The sequence below is a fragment of the Actinomadura roseirufa genome (genome assembly GCF_900659635.1).
Lineage (GTDB): Bacteria > Actinomycetota > Actinomycetes > Streptosporangiales > Streptosporangiaceae > Spirillospora > Spirillospora roseirufa.
The window spans coordinates 1-21073 of record NZ_CAACVB010000103.1; the positions used below are offsets into that span (position 1 = coordinate 1).

At 75.3% G+C, this 21073-nt stretch carries 18 protein-coding genes; 3 read left to right on the plus strand and 15 right to left on the minus strand.

Annotated features, from left to right (window positions below):
- The coding region (locus E1291_RS42150; protein WP_165495231.1) for a YncE family protein at positions 1-940 on the plus strand (940 nt) is incomplete at its 5' end.
- Positions 941-980: 40 nt separating this feature from the next.
- Here E1291_RS42150 and E1291_RS21690 read toward each other — a convergent pair.
- From E1291_RS21690 to E1291_RS21740, 11 genes are all read right to left on the minus strand, one after another.
- Positions 981-4022 (minus strand): hypothetical protein, encoded by a 3042-nt coding sequence (locus E1291_RS21690; protein ID WP_242614293.1) that lies wholly within the window; start codon positions 4020-4022, stop codon positions 981-983.
- A 91-nt stretch (positions 4023-4113) separates the two neighbouring features.
- Positions 4114-4575 carry a TadE/TadG family type IV pilus assembly protein gene (locus E1291_RS21695; protein ID WP_131739758.1) on the minus strand — a complete coding sequence of 154 codons (462 nt, stop codon included), beginning with the start codon at positions 4573-4575 and terminating at the stop codon, positions 4114-4116.
- Positions 4572-5045, minus strand: a complete 474-nt coding sequence (locus E1291_RS21700) for a TadE/TadG family type IV pilus assembly protein (RefSeq protein ID WP_242614290.1) — start codon at positions 5043-5045, stop codon at positions 4572-4574. The genes E1291_RS21695 and E1291_RS21700 overlap by 4 nt, the downstream gene beginning before the upstream one ends.
- Complete coding sequence (locus E1291_RS21705; RefSeq protein WP_131739760.1) at positions 5042-5500, minus strand: TadE family protein; 459 nt, start codon at positions 5498-5500, stop codon at positions 5042-5044. Before E1291_RS21705 ends, E1291_RS21700 begins: the two co-directional genes overlap by 4 nt.
- A 4-nt stretch (positions 5501-5504) precedes the next feature.
- Positions 5505-5723, minus strand: coding sequence for a hypothetical protein (locus tag E1291_RS21710; protein ID WP_131739762.1), 219 nt, complete (start codon positions 5721-5723; stop codon positions 5505-5507).
- A gap of 59 nt (positions 5724-5782) precedes the next feature.
- Entirely contained in the window at positions 5783-6700 is a 918-nt protein-coding gene (locus E1291_RS21715; RefSeq protein WP_131739764.1) for a type II secretion system F family protein, read from the minus strand.
- On the minus strand, positions 6697-7689 hold the full coding sequence (locus E1291_RS21720; RefSeq protein ID WP_131739766.1) for a type II secretion system F family protein: 993 nt from the start codon (positions 7687-7689) through the stop codon (positions 6697-6699). The genes E1291_RS21715 and E1291_RS21720 overlap by 4 nt, the downstream gene beginning before the upstream one ends.
- 28 nt (positions 7690-7717) lie before the next feature.
- A complete protein-coding gene (locus tag E1291_RS21725; protein ID WP_131739768.1) occupies positions 7718-9019 on the minus strand; it encodes a TadA family conjugal transfer-associated ATPase in 1302 nt (433 codons plus the stop codon).
- On the minus strand, positions 9020-10039 hold the full coding sequence (locus E1291_RS21730) for a hypothetical protein (protein WP_242614291.1): 1020 nt from the start codon (positions 10037-10039) through the stop codon (positions 9020-9022).
- 2 nt (positions 10040-10041) lie between these two features.
- Complete coding sequence (locus E1291_RS21735; protein WP_131739770.1) at positions 10042-10953, minus strand: CpaB family protein; 912 nt, start codon at positions 10951-10953, stop codon at positions 10042-10044.
- Between the two features lie 247 nt (positions 10954-11200).
- Positions 11201-11920: a TetR/AcrR family transcriptional regulator gene (locus E1291_RS21740; RefSeq protein ID WP_131739772.1), complete on the minus strand. Its 720-nt coding sequence runs from the start codon at positions 11918-11920 to the stop codon at positions 11201-11203.
- A gap of 119 nt (positions 11921-12039) precedes the next feature.
- Here E1291_RS21740 and E1291_RS21745 point away from each other — a divergent pair, with 119 nt between their 5' ends.
- Both E1291_RS21745 and E1291_RS21750 read left to right on the plus strand, forming a co-directional pair.
- On the plus strand, positions 12040-12957 hold the full coding sequence (locus E1291_RS21745) for an NAD-dependent epimerase/dehydratase family protein (RefSeq protein ID WP_131739774.1): 918 nt from the start codon (positions 12040-12042) through the stop codon (positions 12955-12957).
- Positions 12958-13062: 105 nt separating this feature from the next.
- Positions 13063-17559: a type VII secretion EssC family protein gene (locus E1291_RS21750; protein WP_131739776.1), complete on the plus strand. Its 4497-nt coding sequence runs from the start codon at positions 13063-13065 to the stop codon at positions 17557-17559.
- Positions 17560-17565: 6 nt separating this feature from the next.
- Here E1291_RS21750 and E1291_RS21755 read toward each other — a convergent pair whose 3' ends face one another.
- From E1291_RS21755 to E1291_RS21770, 4 genes are read right to left on the minus strand one after another with little or no spacing between them, the layout of a single operon-like run.
- Positions 17566-18066, minus strand: coding sequence for a hypothetical protein (locus E1291_RS21755; RefSeq protein ID WP_131739778.1), 501 nt, complete (start codon positions 18064-18066; stop codon positions 17566-17568).
- Positions 18063-18641, minus strand: coding sequence for a hypothetical protein (locus E1291_RS21760; protein WP_131739780.1), 579 nt, complete (start codon positions 18639-18641; stop codon positions 18063-18065). The genes E1291_RS21755 and E1291_RS21760 overlap by 4 nt, the downstream gene beginning before the upstream one ends.
- On the minus strand, positions 18638-20803 hold the full coding sequence (locus tag E1291_RS21765) for a hypothetical protein (RefSeq protein ID WP_131739782.1): 2166 nt from the start codon (positions 20801-20803) through the stop codon (positions 18638-18640). The genes E1291_RS21760 and E1291_RS21765 overlap by 4 nt, the downstream gene beginning before the upstream one ends.
- Positions 20800-21039 carry a hypothetical protein gene (locus E1291_RS21770; protein ID WP_131739784.1) on the minus strand — a complete coding sequence of 80 codons (240 nt, stop codon included), beginning with the start codon at positions 21037-21039 and terminating at the stop codon, positions 20800-20802. Before E1291_RS21770 ends, E1291_RS21765 begins: the two co-directional genes overlap by 4 nt.
- Positions 21040-21073: the final 34 nt, after the last annotated feature.

Sequence of the window (21073 nt, forward strand, 5' to 3'; positions counted from 1 at the left end):
GATGTTCGCGCCCTCCGCGCGCGGCCTGCCCACGCGGCTGTACGTGGCGGGCGACCGCGGCGTCGACGTGGTGGACCCCCGCACGCTCCGCGTCGTCCGGCGGCTGCCGCTCGGGCCGGTCGCGCGCGTCGTCCCGTCCTGGAACCTGCGGCTGCTGTGGGCGGCGGGCGCCGCGCGGAGCGCACTCGTCCCGATCGGCCCGCGCCGGGGCGGGCAGGGCACGCCGGTCGCGGCCGGCGGTGCCGGCGGGCCGTACTTCACACCGGACGGACGGGACGCGCTCATCCTGGCCGGGCCGGCGCGCCGCGTCGACGTCCGCGACCCGCGGACGATGCTGCCGCGCGCGTCGCTGCCGCTGCCGTGCGCGGCGCGGTACGCCGACTTCACCCCGGACGGCGCGTCCCTGGTGGCGACGTGCCCCGCCGGTGGGCTCGTCCGGGTGGACGTGGCGCGCCGCCGCGTCACCGGGACGGCGCGGCTGCCGGCCGGCGCGCGCCCCGGCGACCTGCGGCTGTCCCCGGACGGCACCGCCTTCTACGTGGCGGACGCGGCGCGCGGCGGCGTGTGGCTGGTGGACGCGCGGCGGCTCGCCCCGGTGGGCTTCGTGCCGACGGCGCCCGGCGCGCGGCGCCTGTCGGTCAGCCGGGACACGCGCCGCCTGTTCGTGCTGGGCGGCGGGACCCTCGCCACCGTCGACGTCCGGACCCGGCTGGTCACCGCCCGCTGGCCGCTCCCGGGCGGCGGGTCGCCCGTGCCGGGCGGCGTGTCGGCCGGCGGGGCGGCGCTGTGGCTCGCCGACCCCACCGGGCTCGTCTACGCGCTGTCCACCCGCACCGGGCGGGTGCTGCGCAGCGCGCGCTTGGGCGGGCGCCCGGCGGGACTGACCGTCCACCCCCAGCCGGGCCGTTTCTCGCTGGGCGGCACCGGCCTCTACCGCTGAGGCCCGTGCCGCGCCCGCCTCGGCGCGGCGGGCTCCGGAGTCAGCGCGAGCCGACCCGGTGCCATTCGGGGACGAGCTCCTCCACCAGCGCCTCCGTCTCGGGCTGCAGCTGTTCGTGGAACGGGTCGCGGGCGACGCGGGCGCGAAGCTCGTCGGCGACGGCGCGGACCTCGCCGGGGTCGCCGGTGGCGTCGGTCGCGCGGAGCAGGTCGCGCCACAGACCCTCGTCCTCGGGGGCGAGCCGCAGCCCCGCCCGCGCGGCGGCGATCGCGCCGCGCGGGTCGCCCTCGTCCAGCCGCAGGACCACGAGCCGGTGCGCGACGTCCACGACCCGCGCCGCCGCCTCGTACTCAAGGTCGTGGGAGGCGAGCCAGGCGTACCGGCCGCGCGGCCGGTCGGCCAGCAGCGGGCCGCGGACCAGGTCCAGCGCGTAGGACATGTAGGCGGTCTCGGACTCGGGCTCGGCGGCCGAGCGCCACACCAGCCAGCGGAACACCGCGAGGTCGACGCGGACCTCCGAGCCGAGCCTGATCCGGCCGCGGTCGTCGTAGTACAGGTTGGGCCGGCCACGGGCGTCGCGGCCGAGCCAGTCCGACACCCGCGCCACGCACGCGTCGCGGACGCCGGCGCTGACGCCGCGCGGCCACACCGCGCCGCCGAGCACCGTCGGGTGGACGCCGTTCGGGTGGGCGGCGAGATAGACCAGGACCTCGGTGCACAGGGCGCGGCGGCTCTCGTCCATCGGGCCGGGCGCCTCCACCTCGATGGGGCCGAGGATCCGGATGTCGGCCGAGGGCTGCTGCGTCGCGGGCGGTTCGGGGCCGCCGCCGGGCTCGGGCAGCGGCACCGACTCCAGCCGGTCCGCCGTCCGGAACAGCTCGAAGACGCCCCGGTAGTGCTCGTCGGCGACGAGCTGCGCGTCGACCTCGAAGCCGAGCACGCCGGCGTGGAGCCGGCCGGCGGCGTCGACGTCCCAGGTCCAGGTGGCGCCCTGCACGTCGCCGGGGACGAGGTAGCCCGCCGCCATCCGGGTACCGGTGCGGGCCAGCGCGACGAGCCGGTCGGCCTCCCGCTCGGACGGCTCGTCCGCCATGACCAGGTAGTGCGGCATCCACGCCTCGCCGAACACGCCGCGGCTGCGGCCGGTGAGCACCGACTCGACGCCGGACGCGGCGAGCGCCTGCCGCACCTCTTCGCCGCGGCCCTCCAGCTCCGGCAGCGCGTCCGCGAGGGTCGCGACGGCGCGGATCCGGTCGGGGGCGATCTCCGCGAGGCCCTCGCCGAGCTCGGCGCCGAACCCGACCAGCGTGATCCGCATGTGGTCGGACCAGCGGTTGGTCGCCAGCTCCAGCGCGATCGCGGCGAGCACGCCGCGGCGGGCGTCCTCGGGGCCGCGGACGGCGACCAGGCCGTGCGCGGCCTCCAGGTCGACGAGGATCCGGCCGTTCTCGTTCGTGCCGATCGAGACGAGGCCCGGGTAGGGGGCGAGGACGTCGCCGAGGTCGGACGCCTCGATCCCGGCCATCGCGTCGGCGCGCAGCCGCCACACCTGGCCGTCGTCGAACGCCTGCCACGGCGCGGGCGGGTTCCGGTCGGCGGGCGCGATCCACAGGTCGAGGCTCTCCCGGCCGAGGTGCACGCCGTAGACGGTGGGCAGCGCGCGGCCGCCCGCCGCCATGGACTTCGACAGGTGCCGCAGCCCGGCGTCCAGCAGCCGCGCCGCCGCGTCGTCGGCACCGAACCGCAGCGCCCGCTCGGTCTGCGCCGCGGCCCCCTCCGGCCGCACGATCATGTGCCCGAACGCGCGGTTCCACATCTGGGTGCGGCGGCGCCGGCCGAGCGCCGCCAGCAGCCCGGCGGCCAGCAGCGACGCCGCGGCCAGGCCCTGCGGCCAGTCCAGGTCGAAGGAGGTGGAGGGCTGCTCGTAGGCGGCGCCCGGCGGCTCGGTCCGCCCGGCGGGGCCGTCGGCGCCGCCGTGCGCGGGCGGGTGCTCGGGGCTCGGCTCGGCCCGCTGCCCGCTCTTCCGCCCGGCGTCAGGGGCGGGCTTCGGCACGGCCTTCTGCCGGGTCTTCTGCTCGGTCGCGGGCTCCGGCTCGTTCGCGCGGGCGGGACCGGCCTTGTGCGGGTCGGCGTGCGGGTGCGTCGCGACCGGCTTCTGCGCCTCGGGCTTCTGCGCCTCCGGTTTCTGGGCCTCGGGCTTCTGGGCCTCCGGCTTGTGCGCGTCGGGTGTGCGCGGAGCCGGGGCGTGCGGGGCCCGCGGGCGCGGCTCGGGCGCGTCCCGCTTGGGGGCGTGCCCGTACCGGAAGTAGTCGTCGAGATCGTGGACGGGCACGACCTGCGCGCCCTTGGCGTCCGCGGGCATCTCCAGGATCCAGCCGGGCCGGATCAGGCTGGCCATGCCGAGCCTGCTGCCGTCGGGCTGGACGCGGTTCTTGTTGAGATCGTGGATCTCCTTGTAGCGGCGTCCCTCCCCCAGGCACTTCTCGGCGATCTCCCACAGGCTCTCGTGGTGGCGGCCCTCGGGCGGACGCACCCGGTAGATCTTGGTGGTGCGGGCCTCCCGGGCCGGGTGCGCGGCGTGCTCGGCGGTCTCCCCCGCGGGCGCGGCGTCGGGCTGCCGCGGCGCGTCCGAAACCCGGTGGAACTCCTGCGACTGGGTCTGCGGCTGGGGCGCGACGGGCCGCTGCTGCGACAGGGCCCCGGGCGCGAACGCGGGCATGATCACGCTGGTGGCGGTGAACAAGAGCAGCGCCGTGGCCACCAGGCGGTGGACGAGCGACTGCGTCCCGCCGGCGAGCGGCACCCGCGCGGGCACGCCGACGCCGCGGATCCCCGCGTACACCTCGACGGCCACGCAGAGGACGAGCTGGATCCACGCCAGCCACACCAGCACCACGAGGATCGTGATGACCGCGCCGGGCCCGATCCGGTGGGTGAGGTCGGACGCCGCGGGCAGGTGCGCGGGGACCCGCGACCCCAGGAACGTGATCAGCGCGTAGGGCACGCCCCCGACCAGCGCCGCCAGCGCGGCGACCGCGCCGAGGCCGGCGAGCACGTCGGCCGGGCTGCGACGCCCTCTCACCCGCACGGGCCTCCGCGACCCGTTCCGCGTCACCATCGCGCCCCCGCCGATCGCCGGTCTCTGGACGTCGCCCCAATCGTAGACATGTCTCTCACCGGTCGTCGCCCCCCGTGACCGGATGGGCCGTCGCGGTGGAGGTCATGACGAAGTCGCCGAAGCCGGGGATGATGCCGAGGAGCTGCGGCCGGACCCGGATCTCGACGGTGACGGCCACCTCCCGCGCGTCCGCGTCACAGGAGGATTTCGCGACCTGGTCGCCGTAGGAGGCGAGCAGGTCGCACGCGGCGGCGCGGGCCCGCTCCGGCTGGACGGCGGGCTCGCCGGTCGCGCGCAGCGCGTCGGTGTCGATCTCGTTGGCGCCCGCGCGGGCGGCCTGCTCGGCCATGTCGGCGGCGCGCTGCCGGGCGTGGATGGCGAGGCCGCCGTCCACGAGCAGGCCCGCGAGCATGAACACGACGGGGGTGAACAGCACCACGTACAGCGCGACCGATCCACGGTCGCGGCCCCCGGTGCTCGCCGGAACGGGCGCGCGGCGCCGGGACGGCGCGCTCATCGCGGCTCCTCCCCATCGCCCTCGCCGTCGCCCTCGTCGCCGGGTTCGGTGCCCCGGTAGGTGTAGGTGTCGATCGGGGCGACCGCGTGGCCCCGCAGCCGCTTGCTGCCGGGGAGCCCGATGAACGACAGGTCGCCGAGGTCGACGTCGCAGACGATGTTCACCTCGACGCGGCCGCCGGGGCGCCACTCGCCGACCTCGGTTTTCACGACGGGGCCGCCCGAGCACCAGTCGTGCCCCTTGAGGCCCGCCTTGGCGGCCTGGTCGGCGAGGTACTGCGCGGACGGGGCGCTGCGCGCGATGGACGCGGCGCGCACCGCGTCGCGGGCGGCGCCGTCCACCTGGCTCTGCGCGTCCACCATCCGGCCGGCCCCGGCGAGGAACAGCAGGAAGCCGACGAACAGCGGGGTGACCAGGACCATCTCCAGCGACATCGAGCCGCGGTCGCGGGCCGCGCGGCGGAGCCTCACCGGGCGGCCCCCTGGCAGGCGACGCCGTCGCCGACGTCGGGGCGGAAGCACTCGATGGGTCCGCGCGAGCGCTGCGAGACGTGGAAGGTCATGAACGGGATGACCCGCACCGCCTCGCCGCTCACCTCGACCCAGCGCTCGTCCGCGGCCTCGCCCGCCTCGACCCGCAGGCCGCCGAGCAGGTTGGGGCCGATCTTGCGGACGTCGCCCTCGGCGCGGGCCACGGCCTCGTCGTGCCAGCCGCCGCCGACGGGCTGCGTGCGCGCGACGCGCGCGCCGGACTGCGCCGCGGCGAGCGCGACGTGCCGCGCGTGGTAGACCATCGCGAACTGCACGACGGCGAGCATGACGAGGATGAGGATCGGCGTGAGCAGCGCCCACTCCATCGACGACGCCCCGGCGTCGGACCGGACCCGCCGCCGTGGCGCCGCCCGCGCGGGGGCGTGCGGCCGCATCGCCTCAGCCCGTCTTGATGCTGTCGGCCTTGTCGGTGATCTTCTTCTGGATCACCGCGCCGATGGTGATCGCGATCAGCGCGAGGATCGCGGTGATGATCGCCCATTCGATCGCCGACGCGCCGTGGTCGCGCTCCTGCGAGCGCAGCCGCGCGAGCCGGGTGCCGAGCAGGGCGCGCAGGTAGACGACGGACGGGTCGTTCAGCGGATTGAGCGGACTCATCGGGACACCTCCAGGGGGAACGGCGGGCTGCGGTTCTGGCGAGACGTCGGCCGCGGGCGTCATGAGGCGAGCACCCGCATCAGCGCCGGATAGGCGAGGAAGATCAGGAATCCGGCGCACAGGAACAGCTGGGCGACCAGCATCGACTGGGAGCGCTCACCGGCCTTGCCCTCCAGGTCCGACAGCTCGCGGCTGCGCATGGAGGCGGCGCGGGCGGCGAGCGAGCGGCGGATCTGGGCGCCGTCGTCGGCGACGAGCGCGAGCGCCCCGGCCAGGTCGCGCAGTTCGGCGATGTCGAGCTCGTCGCCGAGCCGGCCGAGCGCCTGCCAGGGCGTCTGGCCGGTGATGCGGGCGTTGGCCAGCGCGTCCCGGATGCGGTGCATGGCCCAGCCCTCGCCGACGTTGGAGGCGGTCATCAGCGCCTCCGGGACGCCGCGCCCGCCGGCGAGGTTCATCGAGACCAGGTCGAGGAAGGCGCCGACGACGTGCCGGAAGTCCTGCCGGCGGGCCTGCGCCTCCTGCCGGAGCTGCATGTCGGGAAAGAAGAAGAACAGCGCCGCGAACAGCAGGCAGATCCACGCCGGGACCTGCACCGACGAGCCGAGGCCGAGCAGCGTGAACCAGGCGACCACCAGCGGGATGAACAGCACCGCGCCCGCGGGCAGCAGGACCTTGGTGGCCAGGAACGCCTCCAGGGACCGTTCGGTGAGGGCGAGGTCGGCGCGCGTCGAGCGCAGCCTCCACCCGCGCGCCTCGCACAGTTTCACCAGCTCACGGCCGACCTTCGCGCGCGTCCCGCCGACCCGCTCCAGCGTCGGCGACGAGCGCCCGGCCTGGGCCTCCTCCAGGTCGCGGCGGCGGGCGGCGTCGAAGGCCGCCATCCGCGCGGCGAGCCCGGGACGCGCGGGGAACAGCGCCCGGACGAGCAGGTAGAGCCCGGCGCCGATGACGGCGCCGGCGAGCATCGCGCCGGTCACGACGTACCGCCCCCGCCCGCGTCCATGGCGTGCCGGCCGCGCAGCGGCGGCTCCTGCGCGCCGGTCCCGGACCGGGACGCGCCGCCCTGCCAGCCCGCGACCGTGCTCGGCACCTCGCCGGGGACGCCGGGCTGCGCCTTGCGGGGCGCGCCGAGGAAGCGTCCCGGCAGCTCGTACTTCGCCAGCCGCCGCAGCCACAGGAACGCCGCCGCGTACAGGGCGACGACGATGCACAGGACGAGCTGGCCGAGGAAGTCGTCGTAGGGCTCGACGTAGGAGTGGTTGAACACGGCGAGGCCCAGCGCCGTCCCGACGGACACGCCCACGACGATGCGGACGCTGCGCCGCGTGGAGCGCCGGTCGGCCTCGACGCGGCGCCGCATGTCCAGCTCGGCGCGCGCCGAGTCGGCCAGCGCGCCGAGCATCTCGCGCAGGCCCGGCCCGCGCAGCTTGGCGTTGAGGATCAGCGCCGCGATCACCAGGTCGGCGGACGGGTCGTCGATGTCGTCGGCGAACCGGCGCAGCGCCTCGGGCATCGGGACGCGGGTGTGCAGCCGGTCGACCAGGGCGCGCAGCGGCTGCTGCAGCGCCGGCGCCGCGGCGCGCTGCGAGGCGGGGATGGCCTGCTCCAGGCCGACGGCGCCGGCGATGGTGTCGCGCAGCGACTCGGTCCAGGCGGCGAGGGCCTCCAGCCGGGCCATGCCGCGGCGCTCCTCGGCGGCGCCGCCCGCCAGGCCGTTCCAGCCGAGCACGAGCGCGCCCGTCCCGGCGGCGGCGATCGTCCACCGGGTCACCACCAGCACCACCACGCCGACGATGACCGCGACGGCGGTGCGGGTGGTGAGGGTGCGCACCAGGTCCTCGCGGCTGCGGCCGCGGGCCGGCCGGGTCCGCGGCGGCAGCCCGCGCAGCGCGGCGGCCAGCAGCAGCACCCCGCCGCCGGTCACGGCGCCCGCGATGACGGCGAGCAGCAGGTCCGGCGTGTACATCACCGGCCTCCGCTTCCCCGGGGGGCGGTCACCAGGCACCTCCGGCGGACGGGTCGTAGCCGTGCTCGGCGAGCTCGTCGGCGCAGGCGATCGGGGCGCTCGGCAGGGCGACGCCGCCGGGGCCGAGCGCGAACACCTCCGAGGACAGCACCCGGCCGTCCACGCCGGTGACCTCGCGGACGCTCGCGACGTACCGGCGCAGCCGGCCGCCGGAGACGTAGTCGTTGCGCTTCTGGATGAACACCACGAAGTCGATCGCGCCCGCGATCAGCATGTGCGTCGCCTCGACGGGCAGCCGCTCCTCCGACTGGATCGCGTACGTCGCGATGCGGTTGAACACCTCCATCGAGGAGTTCGCGTGGATCGTCGACAGCGAGCCGTCGTTGCCCTGCGTCATCGCGTTCAGCATCGTGACGATCTCGTCGCCGAGCACCTCGCCCACGATCACCCGGGACGGGTTCATCCGCAGGGACCGGCGCACCAGCTCGGCCATCGAGATGGCGCCCTGCCCTTCGGAGTTCGGCAGCCGCTGCTCGAAGGCCACGCAGTTCGGGTGCAGCTCGGGGAAGGCGTCCAGGCCGAGCTCCAGCGCCCGCTCGACGGTGATGAGCCGCTCGTGCGCCGCGATCTCGTTGGCGACGGCGCGCAGCAGGGTCGTCTTGCCCGCGTTCGTCGCCCCGGCGATCATGATGTTCTTGCGGGCCTGCACGGCCGCGCGGAAGAACCCGGCGAGCTCCTCGCTGAACGTGCCGTTGCCGACGAGGTCGGCCAGGAACACCTTGCCGAGCCGGGCCCGCCGGATCGACAGCGCCGGGCGCACCGTCACGTCCATCACGGCCGACAGCCGCGACCCGTCGGGCAGCCGCAGGTCGAGCTGCGGGTTGGCGGTGTCGAACGGGCGCGAGGACAGCCCGCTGTAGGCGGCGAGGATCTGGATGAGCTCGACCAGCTCCTCGTCGCTCTCGGCGACGGGCTCGCCCATCACCTCGCGCCCGTCGGCGTAGCCGATGAACACGCGGTCGCAGCCGTTGACGTCGATGTTCTCGATCTCGGGGTCCTCCAGCAGCGGCTGGAGCCTGCCGACGCCGAACAGCGCCGCGTGCACGCCGGCCGCGAGCGCCTCCTCCTCTTCGGCGTTCGGGGGGCGCCGCCCGGAGTTGATCTCGCCGCGCGCGAACTCCTCCAGCACCTGCCCGATGAGGGCGCGGGCGAACTGCCGCTCGTCCTCGCCGGTCATCGGCGGCAGTCCGTGCGCGGCGTCCAGGCGGCGCTGCTGCGCCAGCCGGTCGCCGACCTCCTGGCGGAGCCGCTTGACGAGGCCGTGGTCCATCTAGCGCTCCCCCCGCTCGCGCCGGCCGGCCGCCGCGGCGTGCTCGGCGGAGGTGCCGGCCGGGTGCGGCCCGGAGTCCGCCGGCCCGGTGCTCGGTCCGGTGCTCGGCCCGGTGGCGGGGGCCTTCCGCGGGTCCGTCCCGTAGGGGCCGCGTGTGATCGGGCCGCCCACCGCCGCGGGCGCGGCGTTCCCGAGCCGCCCGACCAGGACGGAGGCGGCCTCCCGCGCGGACCGGACGAGCAACGAACGGTCCAGGCGGCCGCCCCACTGGCCCGACAGCAGCTCCGCGCCCTTCGGGTCGAGGGCCAGCCCGCCGAGCACCGACACCGGCGGTGCGGGCGGGCCCGCGGGCTCGGGGCCCGCGTCCGCCGACCGGACCCGGCCCTGTGCCCCGGCGATGATGCGGTCGACCTCGGCGATCGAGCCGCGGAAGTCGCGGGGGTCGGCGAGCACCAGCACGCCGACCGGCGGCCCGCCGCGCAGCTCCCCGGTGAGCGCCGCGACGCGCTCGCGCAGGTGCGCGACCTGCTCCAGGGTGGCCCGGGTCAGCAGCACGACGAGATCGGCCTCGCGCAGCAGCTCCAGCAGCGGGGTGCCCGCGCCGAGCCGCCCGCAGTCGGCGATCACGTCCACCGGGGAGAGCCCGGCGAACGCCCGGCCGAGCGGCCCCCACAGCCAGGTCATCGCCTGCGCCTGCTCGGCGTTGGTGAGCCCGACCAGCACGTCGAGGCCGCCGACCAGCCGCTGGCAGTGCTCGGCGACCTGCTCGGGCCGTAGCCCGCGGCGCGCCGTCGCGGCGAGGCTGAGCAGCCCGCGGGACGGGTTGAGCATGCCGCCGGCGCGGCCCTGCGCGGACTCGCCCGCGGCGGGCGGCGCGGCGGGCAGCCGGTACACGAGATCGCCGCCCGCCTGGTCGCACTCGGCGACCAGCACGGGGCGCGGCCACACGGCCCCGAGGGCCACCGCGGCGGTGGTGACGCCCGGTGCCCCCTTGTCGGCCGCGAGCGCGATGAGTGCCACCGTCAGTTCCCGCCCGTGCCGGTGCCCGGTGTGCCGCCGTTGCCCGGGGTTCCGCCGTTGCCCGTGTTCGGCGTGCCCCCGGTGCCGCCCGGCGGGGGCGAACTCTGCTGTTTCTCCGGTTTCTCCGGTTTCTCCGGTTTCACCGGCGCCACGGCCCCGCCCCCGTTACCGGTCGCGGCCCGCGGTTCGATCTTGGTGCCGTCCGGGACGAGGGCGAGCGCGACCGTCCCGGCGGAGGCCGCCTGGGCGAGCAGCGCGACGTCGGCCGGCGGGACGCCCACGTCCACCGTGGTCTGGTCCGAGCGCAGCCGGTCGCCGCCGCCCCGGCCCACGTTGATCACGATGGCGTCGGCGGACAGCAGGGTCCCGGCGCGGGGGCCGCCGGAGGCGCCGCCGCCGACCGCGTACAGGGTCACCCGCTTGCCGTTCTCGACGCCGCGCGCGGGCAGCTGACCCGGCTTGAGCGCGAGGCCGACGACGATGCGGCCCTTGGCCTCGGTGTCGGCCGGGCTGATCATGGAGTTGGTCAGCAGCGCGCCCTTGACCAGCGGGACGGCCGCGAAGTACCGGCCGACGTTGCGGCGCTCCGACCAGTTGATGTACTGGATGCCGGTGTCACCGACCTGGACCTCCTCCAGCGCGCCCGGCGGGATCCGCTGGCCGGCCGCGACCGGCTGGGCGATCCGGATCGCCGACACCCGCTGGCCGCTGGCCATCACGAGGTAGGCGCTGGCGAGCGCGCCGCCGAGGATCAGCAGCACCGCGAGCGCGGCGAGCGCGGGCCGCCGCTCGCGCGGGGACGAGGGGAGCCGCTGGCCGCCGGAGGTTCCGAGCCCCGACCGGCCGAGCCCCGGGGAGCCGCCGGAAGCGCCGGCGGCGCCGCCACCGGCGACGGTCGACTGGTTGGCCTTCATCGAGCCGCCACGCGCTCCTTCCCACCTCGGGGACCTCGGGCCGTGAGGTCCCCGCACCATCGAGCGATCCATGCTCGCGGGGTCGACGACGCCACGTCAATGGATTCGGCGAGGTGAAGCCGTCACCCGGCGGCCAGAACCGCGCTGACCTGGGATTCCTTTGTCACTTCGCCACTTACCACCAGTCACATGTGTAACTGACCACATTCCAGACGAACATGACCGGCACTGGAAAGGCCGCGGAACATCAGGATTCCAGCCCTATGAACCGCCCGAGGAGCCTCATGGAGTGGTCGAAGTAGGCGTCGCGCGCCTCGATCACGCCGTTGAATTGGCCGAACAATTCGAAGCTGACCGTCCCGTACAGGGCGGCCCACGCGGTCAGCGCGCGCGCCGCCACGTCGTCCGGCACGTCGAGCCGCACCGCCTCGCGCACCCGCGCGAGATCCGCGGCGAGGGCCTCGGACGGCCCGGGGGGCGGCCCGAGCGGGTTCAGCGCGTCCGCCGCGTGCGCCTCGGCGACGATCCGGGCGAAGACGAGCGTGTCCCTGATGGCGGCGGGGACGGTGTCTCTCGGCGCCTCGTACCCGGGCACCGGTGAGCCGTAGAGCAGCGCGTACTCGTGCGGATGGGCCAGCGCCCAGCCGCGGACCGCCCCGCAGACGGCCAGCCAGCGCCGCCCGAACACCCCGGCGCCGGCGGATCCGTCCTCGGCGGCGCGGGCGTCGGCGCGCTCCACGGCCTCGCCCACCGCGTTGTACCCGTCGATGATCAGCGCGGTGAGCAGGTCGTCCCGGCTCGGGAAGTACCGATAGATCGCCGAGGAGACCATGCCCATCTCGCGGGCGACCGCGCGCAGCGACAGGCCCGCCGCGCCCTCGGTCGCCAGCCGCCGCCGGGCGATCTCGGTGATCTCCCTGGTCAGCTCCGCCCGTACCCGCTCCCGTGCCGTCCTGCCCGCGCTCATGGAGGGACTGTAACAGAGCGCCCGACACAAACGAGAGCACTGCTCTTGACGAACACCGCACTTAAGAGAGAGCATTGCTCTCGTTACAGAGCACTGACCCACTTCACAGGGAGACCACCATGGGCAAGCACGTGATCGTCGGGGCCGGCCAGGTCGGCGTCCACCTCGCCGAGCGCCTGATGGGGCGCGGCCACGACGTCGTCATGGTGACCCGGTCCGGCTCGGGCCCGGACGGGGTCGAGCGGGTCGCCGCCGACGTCGCCGACCAGGACCGCCTGGTCACGATCACCTCGGGCGCCGACACCCTCTACAACTGCGTGAACCCGCGCTACCACCGCTGGGCGCTGGACTGGCCGCCGATGGCGTCCTCCTTCCTCGGCACCGCCGCGCGGACCGGCGCGGGCCTCGTGACGCTCGGCTGCCTCTACGGCTACGGACCGGTGGACGGGCCCATGAGCGAGGACCTTCCGCTCGCCGCGACCGGCACCAAGGGCCGCGTCCGGGCGCGGATGTGGGAGGACGCGCTCGCCGCGCACCGCGCGGGCCGGGTCCGGGCCACCGAACTGCGCGCGTCCGACTACTACGGCCCCCGCAGCACCGACCAGGCGTACCTCGGCCAGGTCCGCTTCGTGGAGCCGCTGCTGGCGGGCAGGCCCGTGACGTTCCTCAGCGACCCGTCGGTCCCGCACGCCTGGACGTACCTGCCCGACGTCGCCGAGGCCCTCGCCATCGCCGGCACCGACGAGCGCTCCTGGGGCCGCCCCTGGCACGTCCCCACCGACCCCGCGATCTCCGCGACCGCCGTCGCCGAGCGGCTGTGCGAGCTCGCCGGCGCGCCCGCGCCCCGGCTGCGCCGGATGCCGCAGCCGCTCTTCAGCGCGCTCGGCGCGTTCTCCCCGATGTTGCGGGAACTGCGTGAGACCCGCTACCAGTTCGACCGTCCGTACGTTCTCGACTCCAGCGCGTTCGAAACGACGTTCGGCCTGGCCCCCACGCCGCTCGACGACGCCCTGAAGGCGATCCTCGCCGCGTCGTGACACGCCGCCCGCCCTCCCCGTCTCCCCTGGCCGAGGCCGCCCGAATAACTAAGCTGGCCCGGGCGGCGGGGCCGACCGCCACGCGGCGCACCATGGAGGGCTCGGATGCGGATCTCGTTCACGGCGCTGACCGGCGGCGGGCCCCGGGACGTGGTCGTCGACGTCGACTCCGGGGCCACCGTGGACGGCGTCGCCCAGTCGCTCACCGCCGTCCTGGACGGGCGCGCGCCGCTCGCCGCCGCGCCGTCCGTCCCCGGCCCGCGCTTCTCCAAGGAGGCGCTCGGCGCCGCCGCGCCGCCGTCCCGCCGCAGGCCCCTGTGGGTGGACGGGCGGATGCTCGACCCGCAGGCCCTCGCGGTGAAGGAACTGCGGGACGGCGCCGTCGTCGCGGTCGAGCAGCGCGGCGCCGCCGCCACCGTGCTCGCCGAGCCGACCGGCCTGGTCGAGGTCCGCGTCGTCGGCGGCCCCGCCGCGGGATCGGTGCACCGGCTCGGCCTCGGCGTCGGCACGGTCGGCTCCGGCCCGGACGTGGACGTCCGGCTCGACGACCCGTCGGTCCCGGCCCGGTCGCTGCGGATCACGATCGCGGTCGACGGCGTCCAGGTCGAGGCGTCGGCGATGACGATGCGGGCCGCGGCGACCCTCGACGGGGAACCGCTGACGGAGAAGACGCCCTGGATCGGCGGGGCCCTGCTGACCGTCGGCGCCAGCGTCCTCACCCTCGCGCCGAGCGCCGCCCCCGACACCCACCTGGAGCCGCTGCCCGAGGGCGGCCTCGCCTTCAACCGGCCGCCGCGGCTCACGCCCGGCGACCGCGTCCGGACCCTGGAGGTCCCCAAGCGCCCCGAACGCAACCCGCGGGAACGGCTCCGGCTGTTCGGCGCGATCCTGTTCTCGGCGTTCGGCCTGATCATGGCGTTCGCGATGGGCCAGTGGTGGTGGGCGCTGTTCGCGCTGGCCTGGCCGGTCATGACGGTCGGCGAATGGGTCGGCGACCGGATGCACGGCCGCAAGTCCTACAAGAAGGCGCTGAAGGAGTACAACCGCCGCTCCGGCGAGTTCGACGGCGAACTGGACCGGCTGCGGCACGAGGACCAGGCCGAGCGCCGCGCGCTCCACCCCGACCCCGCCGAGGTGCTGCTCACCGCGACCGGCCCGCGGCGGCGCCTGTGGGAGCGCCGCCGCGACGACCCCGACGCGCTCCACCTGCGGCTCGGCCTCGCCGACCTGCCCGCCCGCATCGAGCTGACCGGCGAGAGCGCCGGCCTCACCGTGCCCGCCGCGCGGCAGGTGCCGGTGGCGCTGCCGCTCGGCGACCTGGGCGTGCTCGGCCTCACCGGCCCGCGCCCGGCGTCCCGCGCGCTGGCCCGCTGGCTGGTCGCCCAGGCCGCCGCGCTGCACAGCCCCCGCGACCTCGCCGTCGTCGTGCTGTCCGCCGACCGCGACGCGGGCGAGGAGTGGAACTGGGTGCGCTGGCTGCCGCACTGCGCGCCGCGCGAGGGCGAGGACTGCCTGGCGCTCGTCGGCACCGACCCCGAATCCGTCGCGCACCGCGTCACCGAGCTGGCGATCCGGGTGACCGAGCGGCGCCGCGCCGCGCAGTCGGAGTCGGAGTTCTTCGGCCGGTCAAGGCCCGCCGAGGCCGCCCCCTACAACATCCTCATCGTGCTGGACGGGGCCCGTGCCCTCCGCCGCGTCCCGGGCATGCCCATGCTGCTGTCCCGCGGCGCCGAGTACGGCCTCTACGCCATCTGCGTGGACGACGAGGAACGGCTCCTGCCCGAGGAGTGCAGCGCCGTCGCCGCCTGGGACCCGCAGCACCCTGCCTTCCTCCACCTGCGCGGCCAGGGCCTCGACGCCCTGGGCCCCGTCCTCGCCGACCAGGTCTCCCCGTCCTGGACGGACCGCGTGGCGCGCGCGCTGGCCCCCGTCCGCGACGTCTCCCGCGAGGACGCCGCCGAGGCGATCCCGTCCGACGTGCGCCTCCTGGACGTCCTCGGCATGCCCGAGCCCACCGCCGAGCACATCCTCCAGTCCTGGACGCGCACGGACGGCCGCACCACCCGCGTCCCCATCGGCCTCGGCGCCGGAAGCCGCCCGGGCCACCCCCAGCAGGTGTACGAGATCGACCTCGCCGCGGACGGCCCCCACGGGCTCATCGCCGGAACGACCGGCGCGGGCAAGTCCGAACTGCTGCAGACCCTCATCGCGTCCCTCGCCGTCGCCAACCGCCCCGACGAGATGACGTTCGTCCTCATCGACTACAAGGGCGGCGCCGCGTTCAAGGACTGCGCCCGCCTCCCCCACACCGTCGGGATGGTCACCGACCTGGACGGGCACGCGACGGAACGCGCGCTGGAGTCCCTCGCGGCCGAACTGCGCCGCCGCGAGGAGATCCTCCTCGAAGCGGGCGCCAAGGACATCGACGACTACAACGACCTGCGCCCCGACTACCCGGGCCTGCCCCCGATGGCGCGGCTCGTCCTCGTCATCGACGAGTTCGCCGCCATGGTCACCGAACTGCCCGACTTCGTCACCGGACTGGTCGACATCGGCCGCCGCGGCCGATCCCTCGGCGTCCACCTGATCCTCGCCACCCAGCGCCCCGCCGGCGTCGTCACCGCCGACATCCGCGCCAACACCAACCTGCGGATCGCGCTGCGCGTCACCGACCCCGACGACTCGGCCGACGTCATCGACGGCCCGGAGGCCGCCCACATCGCCAAGTCCACCCCCGGCCGCTGCTACGTCCGCTCCGGCGCCGCGTCCGCGCACGCCGTCCAGTCCGCCCGGATCGGCGGCCGCCGCGCCGGTGCCGCCGAACGCCGCACGACCGTCCTGCCGCTGCCCTGGTCGGGCCTCGGCCGCCCCCTGCCCGCGCCCCGGGAGACCGGCGCCGAGGCCCTGGCGACCGACCTCGCCGTGCTCGTCCAGGCGATCGACGAGGCCGCCCGCCGCGCCGGCGTCGCCCGGCAGCCCTCGCCGTGGCTCCATCCGCTGCCCGAGCGGGTCCGGCTCACCCCCCGCGTCGCCGCCGGCGGCTCCGTCGTGGACATCCCGCCGATCGCCTTCGGGATCACCGACCTGCCCGCCGTCCAGTCCCGCGAGCCCCTCGCCCTCGACCTCGCCGCGGGCGGCCACCTCTACCTCGCCGGGTCCGCCCAGTCCGGCCGCTCCACCGCGCTGCGCACCATCGCCGGGGCCCTCGCCGGCGCCTGCTCCCCCTACGACGCGCACCTGTACGCCGTCGACTGCGGCGCGAACGCCCTGCTCCCGCTGGTCTCCCTGCCGCACTGCGGCGCCGTCGTCACCCGCGACCAGCTCGACCGCTGCGAGCGGCTGCTCACCGCGCTGTCGGCCGAGGTCGCCCGCCGCCAGCAGCTGTTCGCCGAGGCCGGCTTCGCCTCCCTCGCCGAGCAGCGCGCCGCCGTCGCCGCCACCGACCGCCTCCCCTGGATGGTGCTGCTCCTGGACCGCTGGGAGGGCTTCCTCGGCGCGTTCGAGCACTACGACTACGGACGCCTCGTCGACCAGGTCCTGCGCCTGCTCCGCGAGGGCTCCGCGGTCGGCCTGCGCGCCGTCTTCACCGGCGACCGCTCCGGCCTCGGCGGCCAGGTCTCCACCGTCTTCGACCGCCGCCTCGTCCTGCGCATGGCCGACCCCAACGACTACGGGTACGCCGGCCTCCAGGAGCGGCAGGTCCCCGCCGCCATGCCGCCGGGCCGCGCCCTGGAGGCCGCCGGCCCCGGCCTGCCGCTGCGCGAGTCGCAGATCGGCCTGCTCGGCGACGACCCGTCCGGCACGTCCCAGGTCGCCGCCCTCCAGGAGATCGCCCGCGCCGCCGTGGCCCGCTACGGCCGCCTCCCTCTCCGCCGCCGCCCCCTGCACGTGGACGAACTGCCCGTCCGCGTCACCTACCGCGAGGCGATGGCCCTGGACCCCGAGTTCCTCGCCCCCTCCGCGCTGTGGGCCCTGGTCGGCGTCGGCGGCGACACCCTCGCCCCCGTCGGCGTCGACCTCCTCGACGACGGCCCCGGCTTCGCCGTCGCGGGCCCGCCCCGCTCGGGCCGCTCCACCACCCTGCGCACGATCGTGCACTCGCTCCTGGACCCCGCCGTCGCCGGCGGCCTCGTCCCGGTCGTCCTCATCACCCCGCGCCGCTCACCGCTGCGGCTGCTGTCGGGCCGTCCCGGCGTCCTCGGCGTGCTGACGGCCGAGTCCACCGCGGACGACCTGGAACACGTGATCGGCGACGAGCACCGCTACGTCGTCGTGGTGGACGACGCCGAGCTCATCGACGAGACCGACCTCGACGACGCCCTCCGCGGCCTCCTGCGCACCGCCCGCGACGGCGAGCACGCCGTCGTCATCGGCGGCACGACCACCGACCTCGGCCGCGGCTACCGCGGCTTCCTCGCCGACACCCGCCGGTCCCGCTCGGGCGTCCTGCTGTCCATCGAGTCCCCCGACGACGGCGACCTCTTCGGCCTCCGCCTGCCCCGTAACGCCCCTCTCACCGGCCCCACCGGCCGCGGCCTGTTCGTCGCCACAGGAGCCACCACCCAAATCCAGGTGGCCCTACCGCCCCCAACCACCGACTGACCCCCGTCAGTTCACATGGGTGCGGCGGTCGACCGTCCCGAACGACCGGTCCATCCACTGTCTCGTCCGCGCGTTCTGCGGCGGCCTCCGCGCCGCCCACGCGACGCACGCGAACACCACGACGTACGCGACCACGAGGAGCAGCCCGTACCTGGCGCCGTACCCGGCCTTGAAATCGTCGCCGGGCGCCTCGATGAGCATCACGATCAGCACCGCGTCCACCGCCCCTGAGACCACGGCCGCGATCGCGACCTGGCGGGACGCCGCGGCGCTCGCGGCCACCCCGAGGACCAGGGTGAGCATCGTGCTCAGGGAAAGGACCGTCCCGAACACGTCCGTACCCGCGAGCGCGGGCGAATCCCAGAGGGGGTGGGGCTTGCCGTTCCTCTCCAGCCACGGGGCCGTCGTCCAGCCGAACAGGCCGAGGGTGACCGCGAGGCCCCAGACCGCGCTCTGGACCCGCCGGTCGAACTCCACCGCGTCGACCGGCGGCGGCTTCGCGCTCACGACGCCCCCGGAACGCACTTGTGCAGCCGCCCGAAGCGGCTCTGCGCGATCCGCATGAAGTCGACCATGTCCCGCACCGCGTCCCGCCCCCGCACCACCGGCGCGAAATCGATGCTCAACCACGGCCGCCGGTTCCCGCACCGGAAGAGAGCGATCACATAATTCGGCCGCGCGATGCCCCCCGCGGTCGGAATGACGACCGCCAGCCCCTTCCCAAGCTCGACCGGAAGCGGGTGATGGGTGTCGTGAGACCATTCCTCTTGCTTGTTGCGAAGGATCTTTTCCCCCTCGTTGTACGACCAGTCGATGCCCAAAGGCGCCTCTCTGCCGTCCGCCTGGGCGAGGCAAAGGCCGTTGTCGGTCTGACCACCGTCCCAGCGAGCGTTGAGTGGCACATTCACACCCGTGACGCGGCGAAGCTCTGGCTCTGGAACCAGGTCACACAGGTAGGGGGCACTATCGGCGACGGGGCGCAGATCCGGCTGGGGGGCCTTCTCCTCATGATCGCGACAACCTGCGGCGAGCACGCCCATGGCCGCGCAGGCGGCGGCCAGGAGAAGGCGTGTCGAAGTCACCGCTGAACCTTCGGGGCCACGCTGTGCCCGTCCTTGTCGCGGTAATGCCCCGCGGTCTTGATCGCCCCGTTGTGCACGAATTCCATGCTCTGCTCGCTCAGCTTGGCCATGTCGCCCCTGGCACCGGCCCATTGCAGAAACCGTTCCATCTCTTGCGCGTCGAGTGACTCGAACGGCCGGACCTTCGGGTGGGGCCCCGGCGTGGCGAAGGTACGCCCCGCCAGGTCGGGGCCGTTGAGGCGGCCGTGGGAGGTGAGGGAGGAGACGATCATCTGGTTGAGGAGGCGCTCGACGCCCTCGGTGTCGGTCTTGGGGGCGAGGATGGTGGGATCGGCCTTATCGGCCAGGCGCTTGGCGAGCCAGTCGGTCATGGCGCCGGAGAGCTTGGTGGAGGCGGCGGCGAGGACGGGGCCTCCGGCGGCGCGGCCGGGGATGAGGGTCGGCTCCAGGGGGATGAGGGCGACGCCGTAGCCGACGTACTGGCGCATGCGAGCGAGGTCCTCGGCGAGGCGGGCCTCCTCGGCGCCGACCGCCTGGTGGCGCGCCTCTAGGAGGTGGCCGAAGAGGTGGCCCTCGCCGGCGATGGTGTTCTCGAGGTCGCCGTGGTCGGCGACGGTCCCGTCGATCGCGAGCTTGGCGTGCGCCATCTGGCCCATGAGGAGCGTCTGGTAGGCGGTGGCGTCGCGGGTGAGGTCGAGCAGGAGGTAGTCGAAGTCCTCGCCGGTCATGCCGGTGGAGCCCGCCCTGCCGTCGAACTTGGAGAGCAGGGTCAGGTCGTGGATCTTGTCGAGGTGGGCGACCATGACCGTCGCCATGGCGGGGCGCAGGCCGGACAGTTCGTCGTAGTGGTGCGGGCGCGCGAGGGCGTCGGCGAGGCTCAGGCCCGTGAGGGCGTCGAAGACGCTCTTGTCGCCGATGTGGACGTTGCCGTCCTTGATCTCGACGTTGGCGCGGGCGTCGTCGGCGAGGATCTTCGCGGCGGCGAAGGCGAGGCGGGTCGACTCCGGGTCGTGGCCGCCCGCCGCGGCCCGGAGGAGCGTGCCGAGGGCCGCGCCGTGGTCGGATCCGGCCCAGACCACGCGGCGGTCGTGCATGAGGTACTCGAGGTTCGTGACCTTGATGGCGGGGAGCGGGCCGGGGGTGACAGGGCCCATTGGACGGTGCGTCAGCAGGGCCTGGGACGCGGCCGTCCCGGACGCGGCGGCGGCCCGGAGCAGGGGGGCGAGGAAGTCCGTGCGGCGCTCGCCGCCGGTGACCTTCCCGGTGCCCGGGTCCAGGGCGTCGCCGAGGTCGAAGCGCCCGGTGAGGTCGGGCAGCGGCACCTGGCCGAGGGTCCGCTGGACACCGCTGTCGTAGGCGATCATGTCGTTGCCGACGGTGTCGATGAACTCGGTGGAGAAGCGGGCGTCACCGGCGGCGGCGATCAGCGTGGCGAGGGACTGGTATCCGGCGGTTCCGTGGGGCGGCGCGCTGTTCGGCGGGAAGCTCGTGCGGCCCGCCGCGCGGAGCCGGACGAGGTAGTCGCCGTCGAGGTGGCCCTTGACGTGGGGGTCGGTGGCGAGGGCGAGACCGCGGCCCAGAAGGGTGAGGATCGCCCTGGTGTCGGCGGCGCGGGCATCGGTCTCGGAACTGTGCTGGGCGATGTCGCCGGCGAGCTTCAGGGACAGCGACATGGGGAGCTTGAGGAGTTCCTCGGGCCCCAGTGACTCCAGGAGCGCCTTGGCGAACATGGGGGTGATGTCGTCCGGCCGGATGCCGCGCAGGGCGGCGCGGGCGGACGCGTCGCCGGAGCCCGCGCGGCGGAACAGCGCGGCGGCGCGGCCTCCGTCGGCGTAGGCGACCTGGTCGGTGTAGCGGTCGGGGACCTTGAGGTAGGTGCCGTCGGGCCGGCAGATGGTCATCGCGAGCCGCTGCCGGTCGAGGTCGTGGACGAGCAGGGTGCGGCGGCGCAGGTCGGAGGCGGCGCGGTCGGCCCACCCGGCGATCCGCTTGATCTCCATGGCGGGGGCGGTGCTCAGCCCGGCGCCGTGCAGCGCCCGCCAGAGCTCGTCGGCGAGCGCGCGGAGCTTCGGCGCGGCCTGGGTCATCTGCTGGGACATGTGCTCGAACTGGGTGAGCTTCACCCCGCAGGCGTCCGGGCCCAGCCAGCCGTCCTTGCTCATGGGAGCGGGCGCCGCAGCTCGTCCTCGACGAGGCGTAAGGCCCTGCGGAGCTCGGCGTGCAGGGCCTCGTCGTTGCGTTCCAGGTCGGCCGCGAAGGCGCGGGCGGACGTCCCGCCGACCCAGGCGTGGTCGGCCATGTCGCGGCGCGGGGACGTGAACAGGTGCCAGTGTTCGTCCGAGAGCGCCTGGATGCGGCCCAGCAGGAGTCGCAGCATGAAGGGGTCGGCGTCTTTCACACACGTCCTCTGCATCTGCGGGGTGCGGGGAGCG

Excerpts from the sequence above, each read along its gene's own strand:
- E1291_RS21695 (WP_131739758.1), bottom strand. The coding sequence starts at position 4,575 with ATGAGCGCGCCGTCCCGGCGCCGCGCGCCCGTTCCGGCGAGCACCGGG.
- E1291_RS21705 (WP_131739760.1), bottom strand. The coding sequence starts at position 5,500 with ATGCGGCCGCACGCCCCCGCGCGGGCGGCGCCACGGCGGCGGGTCCGG.
- E1291_RS21710 (WP_131739762.1), bottom strand. The coding sequence starts at position 5,723 with ATGAGTCCGCTCAATCCGCTGAACGACCCGTCCGTCGTCTACCTGCGC.
- E1291_RS21720 (WP_131739766.1), bottom strand. The coding sequence starts at position 7,689 with ATGTACACGCCGGACCTGCTGCTCGCCGTCATCGCGGGCGCCGTGACC.
- E1291_RS21725 (WP_131739768.1), bottom strand. The coding sequence starts at position 9,019 with ATGGACCACGGCCTCGTCAAGCGGCTCCGCCAGGAGGTCGGCGACCGG.
- E1291_RS21735 (WP_131739770.1), bottom strand. The coding sequence starts at position 10,953 with ATGAAGGCCAACCAGTCGACCGTCGCCGGTGGCGGCGCCGCCGGCGCT.
- E1291_RS21740 (WP_131739772.1), bottom strand. The coding sequence starts at position 11,920 with ATGAGCGCGGGCAGGACGGCACGGGAGCGGGTACGGGCGGAGCTGACC.
- E1291_RS21745 (WP_131739774.1), top strand. The coding sequence starts at position 12,040 with ATGGGCAAGCACGTGATCGTCGGGGCCGGCCAGGTCGGCGTCCACCTC.
- E1291_RS21750 (WP_131739776.1), top strand. The coding sequence starts at position 13,063 with ATGCGGATCTCGTTCACGGCGCTGACCGGCGGCGGGCCCCGGGACGTG.
- E1291_RS21765 (WP_131739782.1), bottom strand. The coding sequence starts at position 20,803 with ATGAGCAAGGACGGCTGGCTGGGCCCGGACGCCTGCGGGGTGAAGCTC.